Annotated in this window: 13 protein-coding genes; 10 read left to right on the top strand and 3 right to left on the bottom strand. The window is 55.4% G+C overall.

The window, feature by feature from the left end; all coding sequences use genetic code 11:
* Positions 1–622: 622 nt before the first annotated feature.
* The gene (locus tag ML541_RS12390) at positions 623–892 is read left to right on the top strand and encodes a hypothetical protein (protein WP_243373289.1); all 270 of its coding nucleotides are present in this window, start codon (positions 623–625) and stop codon (positions 890–892) included.
* Positions 893–909: 17 nt separating this feature from the next.
* A complete protein-coding gene (locus ML541_RS12385; protein WP_243373287.1) occupies positions 910–1,479 on the top strand; it encodes a class I SAM-dependent methyltransferase in 570 nt (189 codons plus the stop codon).
* A gap of 23 nt (positions 1,480–1,502) precedes the next feature.
* On the opposite strand, the gene ML541_RS12380 is transcribed toward ML541_RS12385, so the two are convergent.
* Positions 1,503–2,609 carry a M20/M25/M40 family metallo-hydrolase gene (locus ML541_RS12380; protein ID WP_243373286.1) on the bottom strand — a complete coding sequence of 369 codons (1,107 nt, stop codon included), beginning with the start codon at positions 2,607–2,609 and terminating at the stop codon, positions 1,503–1,505.
* 186 nt (positions 2,610–2,795) lie between these two features.
* On the opposite strand from ML541_RS12380, the gene ML541_RS12375 reads away from it, so the two are divergent.
* The 8 genes from ML541_RS12375 (at position 2,796) to ML541_RS12340 (ending at position 9,104) form a co-directional block, all read left to right on the top strand.
* Positions 2,796–2,978: a Rho termination factor N-terminal domain-containing protein gene (locus ML541_RS12375; RefSeq protein WP_243373285.1), complete on the top strand. Its 183-nt coding sequence runs from the start codon at positions 2,796–2,798 to the stop codon at positions 2,976–2,978.
* A 194-nt stretch (positions 2,979–3,172) separates the two neighbouring features.
* Positions 3,173–3,865, top strand: a complete 693-nt coding sequence (locus tag ML541_RS12370) for a response regulator transcription factor (RefSeq protein WP_243373284.1) — start codon at positions 3,173–3,175, stop codon at positions 3,863–3,865.
* Between the two features lie 99 nt (positions 3,866–3,964).
* The gene (gene pstS, locus ML541_RS12365; RefSeq protein ID WP_243373283.1) at positions 3,965–4,993 is read left to right on the top strand and encodes a phosphate ABC transporter substrate-binding protein PstS; all 1,029 of its coding nucleotides are present in this window, start codon (positions 3,965–3,967) and stop codon (positions 4,991–4,993) included.
* Between the two features lie 168 nt (positions 4,994–5,161).
* Positions 5,162–6,370, top strand: coding sequence for a SpoIIE family protein phosphatase (locus ML541_RS12360; protein ID WP_243373282.1), 1,209 nt, complete (start codon positions 5,162–5,164; stop codon positions 6,368–6,370).
* Complete coding sequence (locus tag ML541_RS12355; RefSeq protein WP_243373281.1) at positions 6,360–7,316, top strand: ATP-binding protein; 957 nt, start codon at positions 6,360–6,362, stop codon at positions 7,314–7,316. The genes ML541_RS12360 and ML541_RS12355 overlap by 11 nt, the downstream gene beginning before the upstream one ends.
* Positions 7,317–7,334: 18 nt before the next feature.
* Positions 7,335–7,649, top strand: coding sequence for an STAS domain-containing protein (locus ML541_RS12350; RefSeq protein WP_243373280.1), 315 nt, complete (start codon positions 7,335–7,337; stop codon positions 7,647–7,649).
* 8 nt (positions 7,650–7,657) lie between these two features.
* Complete coding sequence (locus ML541_RS12345; protein WP_243373278.1) at positions 7,658–7,801, top strand: hypothetical protein; 144 nt, start codon at positions 7,658–7,660, stop codon at positions 7,799–7,801.
* Between the two features lie 28 nt (positions 7,802–7,829).
* Positions 7,830–9,104 carry an EAL domain-containing protein gene (locus ML541_RS12340; RefSeq protein WP_243373276.1) on the top strand — a complete coding sequence of 425 codons (1,275 nt, stop codon included), beginning with the start codon at positions 7,830–7,832 and terminating at the stop codon, positions 9,102–9,104.
* 84 nt (positions 9,105–9,188) lie between these two features.
* Here the strand turns inward: ML541_RS12340 and pstS (ML541_RS12335) are convergent, their stop codons facing one another.
* Together pstS (ML541_RS12335) and ML541_RS12330 are read right to left on the bottom strand one after the other, a co-directional pair.
* A complete protein-coding gene (pstS, locus tag ML541_RS12335) occupies positions 9,189–10,220 on the bottom strand; it encodes a phosphate ABC transporter substrate-binding protein PstS (protein WP_243373275.1) in 1,032 nt (343 codons plus the stop codon).
* Between the two features lie 13 nt (positions 10,221–10,233).
* On the bottom strand, positions 10,234–10,431 hold the full coding sequence (locus ML541_RS12330) for a hypothetical protein (protein ID WP_243373274.1): 198 nt from the start codon (positions 10,429–10,431) through the stop codon (positions 10,234–10,236).
* Positions 10,432–10,674: the final 243 nt, after the last annotated feature.

Here is a 10,674-nt window from a genome sequence, read left to right as displayed (position 1 = left end):
CGGGCACGAGGGGCAAGGGAAGGTGCCAGAAGTGATTCAACAGCTTGAAAAAATGAAGGGGAACGTATAACACGCCGCACGAGCCCGTCTCGCTGACGCTCGCGGCTCAGCGGCAGCCCCGTTGGACGATTAAAAAAGAGACCAAGGCCATGCCGGGCCGAGGTGGAGTGTTCGTGAGTTCATTTACAAAAAATGTATATGGCATTTCAAGCAAGACTGAAACGACAGTCGAGCAAGGTCGAATCACCATAAAATCGAAACTTACTGAAAACTTCATCCTACTTCTATTACTCGCCATGATTTACCTTTTGATCACGGAAGCAACGAACGGAGCAACTCTTTCAAACCATATATTTACACCGACCTATCTGATTTTAGGCATCCTATTAATCTTCAGTTACAGAAGAATCATCCTCATAGACGGTAAGAGACGTGAAATTCATAAAAAGCTCAGACTAATAGTCAGTATTCAAAGCATTTACAGTTTTGACGAGCTGAAGGAAGTAGCAATCGAAAGAAAAATGAAAACAATTACAGGTGTTGCCTTGCCGCTTCCTGTATTCCCTTCCATTTTTCCCTTGTTGGCGAACGCGGCCGCCAATGGCAGGCTGAAGGGGCATATGTGCAACGTTTCGTGCATGAAATGCAAAATTTGTTGCCGACCATCCCGGAAAACAGCTATGTAAACGTTACGATACCGCCGGAGGGAAGGGCTTTTACCCAGGCAGCACTACGGGTTTTTTACAATAATCCGAAGATTTTCTGGAAAGACAACTTGCAGGAACTGCAGCAATTACCAAACGGCGCCTCCGGCATCTTGATAGATTTCAACTGGGAAGAGAACTGGTATTACGGCAAACAGCCCCGAGCCTTTTTCATCGAACCAAACTAATCTTCAAAGGAGAGAGCATGAGTAAGAAACCGGTTGCTGCCGGAAAAAGCAGCTTCGATCTGATCGATACCACTGAATTCTTTTCAAGGATAGCTGTTGCACCGAATGCCCAGATATTAGACGTGGCCTGCGGGGCGGGACGATACAGTCTGGAAATGGCAAAGCTCCTGAATAAGGAAGGGCTGATTCATGCCGTAGATCTTTGGGATGAAGGAATTGAGAGCCTGCAAAAAACTATAGGGGAACTAGGCATTGCCACTATTCGTCCCCTGCTGGCAGATATAACCAAGGGGATTCCCCTGGATGAGGGGACCATCGACTTCTGCCTAATGGCCACGATCCTTCATGATCTGCCACCGGAAGGACAGGATGCAACCCTGAAAGAGATCAACAGAGTGCTCAAGGATGATGGCCTGCTCGCCGTCATAGAATTCAAGAAAATCGACAGGGGGCCCGGACCTCCGGCAAGCATACGGATGTCCGAACAGGAAGCGGAAGAGACGATCCGAAAGTACGGTTTTCGCAAGACATACCTGGGAGAGATCGGCGAGTTCAATTACCTGCTGACGTTCGCAAAAGCCGCATAAAAGCCAACCCCCTTGCGCCATTCCTACCCAGTAATGATCTCCACCACCCACCGGGCCAGCAGGTCCAGCTGCTCCAGGGCAATGCGTTCGCCGGTGGTATGGACCTTCTCGTAGCCGCAGCTTAAGACCACAGCCGGAATGCCCCGGTTGTTGTAATGGTTGGCATCGGAACCGCCGCCGGTGGGCTTGAACCGGACCGGTACGCCGATCCGTGCGGCAGCTTCGGCGGAACGCCGTACCGGCTCCGCATCGCCGTCGAGCTGGTAGGAGGGATAACAGCGCTGAATTTCAACCTCCACAGTCCCCCCCATCTCGGCAGCGACAGATTTCATCGTCTGCACCATTCCCTCCACCTGGGCCTGCAGTTTTTGGGGATCGAGGGAGCGGGCCTCGGCCTGGAGGCTGCAGCGATCGCAGACGATGTTGGTCGGACCCATGGCCTGGATGCTGCCGATGTTGGCGGTGGTCTCCGGATCGATACGTAAGAGCTTCATACGGGTTATGGCCAGGGCGGCCATCTGGATGGCCGAAATCCCCTCTTCCGGGGCAAAACCGGCATGGGCGCTCCGGCCAACGAAGACGGCATTGATTTTGGCCTGCTCAGGGGCCTGGACGACGATCTCTCCCACTGGGCCGCCGGCATCGAGAACGAAGCCGCAGCGGGAAGTAATCAGGCTGCTGTCCAGGTGGGCAGAGCCGGTCAGGGCCAACTCTTCGGCAACTGTAAAGACGATCTCCAGGGGGGGATGGAGGATGTTTTGCTCGCGGATCACCGTCAACCCTTCGATAATGGCCGCGAGACCTGCGGCATCGTCTGCACCGAGAACGGTCGTGCCGTCGCTGATGATGTAATCTCCTTCGATGCGGGGTTTCACCCCCACCCCCGGCGCGACCCGGTCCATATGGCAGGAAAAGAGCAGTGAAGCCCCTGGCCTGGTGCCGTCGAGACGGGCGATGAGATTGCCCGCGTTACCGCCGATCTTTCTGCCCGTATCGTCTTCGGTCACGCTGAAACCCAATCCCCTTAGTATCCCCGTAAGACGGTCAGCCATGGGGCGCTCGTTTTTCGGTTCAGAGTCGATGCTGCACAGCTCCATGAACGTTGCATGCAACCGCTGTCTGTCTGTCATTTCAGTCCTCCCTCGTTTTGCCTGTTTATCTACCATGACATAATTATCCCCGTCCACAACAAAAAACCTTGCAAGACACTGTAACGAATAACAAATTTGTTCATCACCGGTTGCAAAGGGAGTTGCACCTGCTACAATTAGCAATCATTGTCGAATTCAAGCTAATTCAATACAGGAGGAACCGCGATGAAAGTCGATGAAGTCAAGGAAATAGCCAAGGAACACGGCATTAAAGCCGGAAAGATGAATAAGACCGATCTGATCAAGGCCATCCAGAACACCGAAGGGAACGATCCCTGTTTTGCCAGCGGCAAGGCCTCCCAGTGTGGGCAGGAAAGCTGCCTGTGGCGGCAGGACTGCCCCAAATAATTTCCGTTTCATCCCCGTAGCGTCCCCATCAATCATGCCCAGCGATGCCTTGCTGCGACAGCGGCAGGGCATCCGTTTGCCCGTCTTGTCCCCCATCCCCAGCGCTTGCTAAGCCCCTGTTTCTCTTCCGTGGGCCATTCACTTTTTACCCAGCTGTAACATGAATGACACGTGGGCCCGTTAGCATGGGCCCCATGCACACGATACTGGTAATCGAGGACGAAAGAGATCTGGCCGAACTGATCGCCTTCAACCTGGAAAAAGAGGGTTACCGGCCGCTCATCGCCCTGGATGGGCTTGTGGGGCTCGAAGCGGCACGAAAAAACCCTCCTGATCTGATCCTGCTGGACCTGATGCTCCCCGGCATGGCCGGCACGGAGATCTGCAAGATCCTCAAGGGCAATGAAAAGACCGCGTCCATTCCCATAATCATGCTCACTGCCAAGGGGGAAGAGATTGACCGGGTCGTCGGTTTCGAAGTGGGAGCCGACGATTACATGGTCAAGCCGTTCTCCACCAGGGAGCTGATGCTGAGGGTCAAGGCACTGCTGCGCCGGACACAGCCGGAACAGCCGCGGAAAAGGATTTTTGCCGTCGGCCCGATCACTATCGATACGGAACGCCATCTGGTCTGCGTCGGCGATAAGGAAGTCATGCTGACCACCATCGAGTACAAGCTGCTCCTGGACCTGGCTGAACGGGCAGGCAGGGTGCAAAGCAGGGATGTACTGCTGCAGAATGTCTGGGGCTACAATTATGTGGGGGACAGCCGGACGGTGGACACCCACGTGACGCGGCTGAGAACCAAGCTGGGGGCGGCCGGGGATCTGATCAGGACAGTGCGGGGGTTCGGCTACAAGATCGAGGAAGAACCTCAAAACGAATAGATCCACCCAATCTTTGCCTTACGGTAACGACACTGTAACAGAACGGGTGCACAATCGGCACCTATCAAAAGCAATATCCATCACAAGGAGGAGAAACACATGTCGGCATTTTTCCGCAAAAAAATTGCAGCAGCGCTTTTCCTGGCGTTGACTGTCACAGCCGGAGCGGCTTCGGCCGAAACGCTCATCAACGGCGCCGGGGCGACCTTCCCCTACCCCCTCTACTCCAAATGGTTCACCGAGTACAGCAAGGTGGACCACACCGTCAAGTTCAACTACCAGTCCATCGGCAGCGGCGGTGGCATCAAACAGATCACCGCCCAGACAGTGGATTTCGGTGCATCCGACAAATTTCTGAGCGATGCAGAACTGAAAGCTGCCCCCGGCAAACTGCTCCACATCCCGACGGTGATGGGTGCGGTCGTCGTCACCTACAACATTCCCGGCGTGGCTAAAGGGCTGAAGCTCTCCTCCGAGGACGTGGCAGACATCTTCCTGGGCAAGATCACCAAATGGAACGACCCGAAGATCGCCAACGATAACCCCGGCGTCAACCTCCCCAACCAGCCGATCATCGTCGTCCACCGCTCGGACGGCAGCGGCACCACCAGCATCTTCACCGATTACCTCTCATCGGTCAGTCAGGAATGGGCCGGCAAAGTGGGTAAGGGAGCCTCGGTAAAATGGCCGGTCGGCCTCGGCGGCAAGGGTAACGAAGGGGTCGCCGGACAGGTACATACCACCAAGTACACCATCGGCTACGTGGAGCTGGCCTATGCCGTGGAAAACAAGCTCCCCTACGCAAGCCTGAAGAACAGGAGCGGTGTCTTCGTCGAGCCGACCATCAAAACCACCAGCGCCGCCGCTGCCGGCGCCGCCAAGTCTATGCCCGCCGATTACCGCATCTCCCTGGTCAACCAGCCGGGAAAGGATGCCTACCCCGTCGTCGGCTTCACCTGGCTGCTGGTCTACCAGGACCAGAAAGACAAGGCCAAGGGGAAAAAACTGGTGGAATTCCTCAACTGGGAACTGAAACATGGCCAGAAGATGGCGGAAAAGATCCTCTACGCGCCACTTCCTGCCAACGTGGCAAAGATGGTGGAAAAAACCATCAAGACCATCAAGTAAGACAAGAGCCAGACGCGAATGAAGGAAGGGCACACAGAGAAGTGTGCCCTTTTTTTGTGCATCCGCCGGGTCTACTCTCCTGAAATTTTTTACCCGCCTGTAACATCATCTTAACCGTTCGCATCTATGATGATTCCCAAGCTAATGAGAAAGAAAGGCGGAGGAACCATGAACGGACAAGTCATTCCCACCCTGGGTGAGATCCTCAGGAAACAGGAACCGATCTCTTCCCACCTGCCGGTCGCGGAGGTGGTGGAAATCTTTCAGAAGAACCCATCGCTGCTGGCCCTACCCATCATTACCGAAAGCACGTTCACCGGCATCATCAGCCGTCGGGCCCTTTTTTACACCCACCTGGGACGCCCTTTCGCCATGGAACTCTTCGGCAAGAAACCGATCATCTCCCTTGGGGAGAAAGAGTGCGTAACCATGGATACGAATCTGGACGTAAACCAGGCCCTTTCACGACTGCTGGAATTCGACCCGGCCCTGGAAACGGATTGTTTCGTCGTCACGGAGACTCAAAGGTACAAGGGGATGGTTTCGGTTTCGGACCTGATGATGACAATCTCCATGACCCAGGCGTCCCTCGTCCGGCAACTGGAAAGCCTCAGCGAACGGATCAGAGATGAAGTGAAGAAGGCGGGAGAGATACAGCAGGCCCTGCTTCCCTTGGCCGATTTCAGGTTCAACGGGGTTACCGTCAGCGGAGAAATTACCACCTCGTCGGAAATCGGCGGCGACTATTTCGACTATTTCCAACTGGACCAGGACAGGATCGGCCTGTTGGTCGGGGATGTCAGCGGCCACGGAGTCCAGTCGGGCATGGTCACCACCGCCGCCAAGGCAAGCCTGCACTGTCTTATAGCTCAAGGGGTAGATACCCCCGCCGGCCTCTTGTTCGGCATGAACAATGCCGTCCTTGCCACCGCCCGCCAGACCCTGCTCATGACCTGCCTGATCGCCGTCATCGATACGAAGAATTGCCGGCTCACCTTTGCCAACGCCGGTCACAATTTCCCCTATCTCCACCGGTCCAGTTCAGGTCTGCTCATGATGCTGGACGGCGTCTCCGGTTTCCCCCTGGGCTTCGAAGAAAACAACCAGTACGGTGAATGTTCCACCTCCTTCCTGCCCGGCGACTCGGTGCTGCTCTATTCGGATGGGATCGTCGAGTGTACCGACCTGACGGGGGAGGAATTCGGTTATGACCGCCTTGCCACGGCAATTGCAGAAAACATCGCCATGGAACCGGCTGTTTTAAGAAGGATACTGCGGCAGGAGGCGACTCGCTTCACCGGTAGTGCTTCGTTTCCCGACGACGTAACTCTTCTCATTGCCTCTTCCACAGATAAAGGAGCCATGCATGGAGCGTAATGCAACGATTCTCGCCATTTTTGCCGACAGTGCCGATGCCGAGGCCATGAGCAACTACCTGGCCGAACTTCCCGAAGTCATCAGCGTCACCGCGGACCGCTCACTGGCGACAACCCTGGAACAACTCGCCTTCAACCGGATAGAGCCGGCGCTGACGATTATCCCAGGTACCCTATACCCTGAAAGCATGCCATTACTGGTACGCTATGTACGATGCTGTTTCCCCAACACGGAAATTCTGGTCATCGCCCAAGCCTCGGCCCCCCCGCCCTCCCTTGAACGATTCATGGCGGACCAGGTACGTCATCTGATCGTGGAACCCCAGCAGATATCCGTGGCTGCCGGAGGTGATTTCCCCCTGTCCCTGGCCATCGGCAACCTTATCGAAAAGCGGCAATGGACCATCGACCAGTACGTGAAAGAAGGGACGGAAATACGGGAATTCAAACTCACCTTTTCGGAGGAGAAGGAAAAGATCATCAGGACTCTGGAGGATGCCATCGTCGGCGATTCGCCGGAGCATGAGATGCTCCGCCACAAGGGTGCCCTTCTGGCTGACGAAATGCTGGAAAATGCCTTTTACGGCGCTCCAAGGAGCGATGACGGCATGAAGATGTTCCGTAAGGGAGAAAGGAGGCAGATCCTGCCCCAGGAAAACATCGCCTTCCGCTTCGCCTTCGACGGTGAAACGCTGGCCATGGAGATGCAGGACGGCTGGGGCAGCCTCGGTGCAGACCTGGTACTCGAATATCTGGCAAAAAATTCAGCAAACATGGAAGCGGCCGATGATGCGGGGGGCAGAGGGCTTTTCATCATCTGGCGTTTCCTCGACCAGTTTCACGTGCGGGTCGCCCCGGGCAAAGAAACCCTGATCGGAGGACATCTCAGGAAGTCCTCGCAGATCCCGCCGGAGACCTTGCACGGCTTTCACATCACCACCGGCTGAACAACAAAGGAGGACAAAATGGATTCATCGTTCAAGATCGTTCACCAGACAAGACCCTTGTGCAATTATTTCGCCATGGCAGGCAACATTGACGCCCAGGCCGAGGCGCAGCTCATGGGGTTGCCGGCGAAAGTAAACCAGCAGTTGGTAAAATTCGACTTCTCCGACACCGGCAGGATCAATTCCATGGGCATCGCCCTGCTCTTGCGCTGTTTCAAGCGAATCAAGGAGGAAAAAAAGGCGGAGATACAGGTGATGCAGGTAAATCCCACCAACACCATGCTCTTCAGGATGACCGGCATCTTTTTGCTGGCTGCAGCGACAAAGGAATAGGAGGAGCCATGGAACGCTCGATTTTCAGATTCCTCGTGGACTTCTCCGAATTGGATCGGCAGATAGCCAAACTGCGGGAACTGCGAGATTCCTACCGGGAAGCTAATATCAGCTACTACGGAAAAGAGCTGGCCGCCCTGCTCGATGACTGACGACATAGACGCAAGCCCAGGAGGCACCATGGACAACCTGCACCTCAACCCCCTTTACATCGCCCCAGACCAGCGGCGCGTTCCCCGGTTGGAGAACTCCTTCTCCGACTGCAGCTATCTCTTCCTCAAATTCAAGGAAAACCTCAAGAGCAGCGGTCACGCCGGCATCGTTGCCCTCAAATTCGCAGAAACCGGGCTCCATTCCAGGATCGCCAAGGCTATCGCCCTTTTTATCAGGACCATGGACAGGAAACTGGCTGGGCGTATCGAGGGGGGGTACCGGGCAAGCGAAGGCGAATATTTCCTGCTCATCGTACCGGACCGGGACTACGGAGACAGGGATTTTCAGAATGATCTGTCCACCATCCGCCATGAACTGTGCCGTTACTTTTCCCTGCCGCACATGAAAAGGAGCATCGAGGGCAGACGGGCGGAGGATATTTTTACCACCTACGGCGTCTTTCTTGCCAACAATGGTGGAGAAAACGCCGACAATGTCCTGTTTCGCGCCTTCCAACAGCTTTTCAGCGGTTCCGCTTCCGCCAGCGCCGAACAGTTGCGTGATCGACAGGAAATCGAAGAGATCATCGCCGGCGACCTGATCACCCCGGTCTTCCAACCAATCTTCTCCCTTGTGGACGGCACCGTCCACGGCTACGAAGCTTTGAGCCGGGTCGGCAGGCCGAGCCACCTTGCCGATCCGGAGGTGCTCTTTGCCAGATCGGCGGAGTGCGGTCTCGCCTTCCCGCTGGAAATGCTCTGCCGGAAAAATGCCCTGATTCAATCGAAGGAACTTAACATCACCCAGCGGCTTTTCCTCAACGTCTGCCCAAGTATCCTCCAGGCCGACGACCACGAACGGGGGGTCACGGCGGCACTCCTGGAAAAGCTGGGCATCGAGCGCTCCAATATCACTTTTGAGCTGACCGAACGGACCCTGATCGACGATTACGCCCTCTTCAACCGGGTCCTTTCCTATTATCGGGAACAAGGATATTCCATCGCCATCGACGACCTGGGCTCCGGCTATGCAGGATTGAAAATGCTCGCCCAACTGGAGCCGGAATACGTGAAGCTCGCCCGTTTCCTGGTAGCCGACGTGGACACGACCCACACCAAGCAGGCGTTGATTGAAGCGCTGGTGACCTTTTGCGGCAAGATAGGGGCGCAGGTCATTGCCGAAGGCATAGAACGGCAAGAGGAATTAAACATCCTCAAAGAAATGGGAGTTTCCTTCGGCCAGGGGTACCTGCTGGCAAGGCCTGCCCATGTTCCCGCCACCAATGCTTATTCCGGCATGTGAAAAAAGTGCAGCGGAATCGTCAAAAAAAATGGCCATCTCTGAACGAACGAGATGGCCATTTCTGCATCTTGCAGGGCAGGTTGTTTAGTAGGTTATACTTTCGATTCTTTTAGCGACCATTACGCCCAGTTTTTCGGGAAGCGGCGTATAAAAGAGGGTCGAGGTCATCTTTTCCGCCTTCTTCAGCTCCCAGTTTAAAAATTCCACCAGCGCCTTTCCCTTCACCGGGTCTTTCTGCTCCTGATAAACCAGCAGCCAGGTAAGGCCAACGATGGGGTAGGCATCTTTGCCCCCCTGGTTCACCAGCGAGACACGATAGTCGTCCTGCACATGCTTGACGGCATCCACCGCTGCCGCCCTGATGGAGCGCATGGTCGGGTTGACGAAGCGGCCGGCGCGATTCCTGATGACGACGGAAGGAAGGTTGTTGACCATGGTATAGGCATTTTCCATGTAGGCGATGGAAAAGGGCACCGTCCGGATAGACTCGACCATCCCCTTGCTCCCTTTGCTGCCGATCCCCACCGGCCAATCCACCGAGGTACCTTTGCCGATCTCCTTGGCCCATCTGCTGCTGACGCTTGCAAGGTAGTCGGTAAAGATGCTGGTGGTGCCGCTGCCATCGCTGCGATGGACGACGATGATCTTCTCGTCCACCTCTTTGAGCGTTTTGTTCAGGGCCACCAGGCGTGGGTCGTTCCAGCGGCTGATCTCGCCTAAATAAATGGCACTGACCGTCTCGGGGGTCAATCTTAGGTCCCCATGGAATCCCGGAATGTTGTAACTGAGGACCACCGCCCCCATCACCGTCGGGATCTGGAGAAGTTTTTCCGGAGCGGCTGCCAGTTCTTCATCGGAAAGAAACCGGTCGCTGGCGCCGAAATCCACGAGCTGGGCCACGATCTGCTTGATGCCGCCGCTGGAGCCGACGGCATCGTAGGTGAAGGCCGTTCCCGGATCGACCTGGGCATAATCCCTGAACCACTTGCTGTAGAGGGGATAGGGAAAGGTTGCTCCTGCTCCCTTGAGAACCGTCTCGGCGAATGACTGCCCGGCCGACAGGGTCATGACTGCCGCCAGCAGCAGGACAAAGATTCTGTGCACGCTTTTGATCATCGGCTGGTACTCCTTAGATAGCAGGTGTTGCAAGTGTTGTGGTGAAATCGGCGATTACCTTTGCCACCACATTGGTGGAAAGGGGAAAGGTGCGGTGGCAGCAGCTGCAGGCCACCTCTTTCGCATCGATCCTTGTCCAAAGCGTCATGTTGCGTGAGTCGCACCATTCGCAGTACCAGACGTAATAGTCTCCCATGGGCATAAGTTGCATGTTCGTTCTCCTTTATCGTTTCTTTTTCCACAAGGGTATCGTGGAATGATGCCGGTTGTGTTACAGAACGGTTAAAGGTTGGAAAAAAGAGAGCGTCCGATGTTCATTCGTGAATCTCTGGGAAAAGAAGGGCAGTCGCGACGTCGTCCGTTCGCTCTGTCGCCACAGCTGCGGGCCTTGCGGTGCCGCACGCATAATGGTGCCAGGATGCGTAAAGTGGCAGATCCACTCCGTTCAGCATGC

It is taken from the genome of Geotalea sp. SG265, assembly GCF_022808985.1.
Lineage (GTDB): Bacteria > Desulfobacterota > Desulfuromonadia > Geobacterales > Geobacteraceae > Geotalea.
This window is presented reverse-complemented; position numbering and strand designations above follow the sequence as displayed.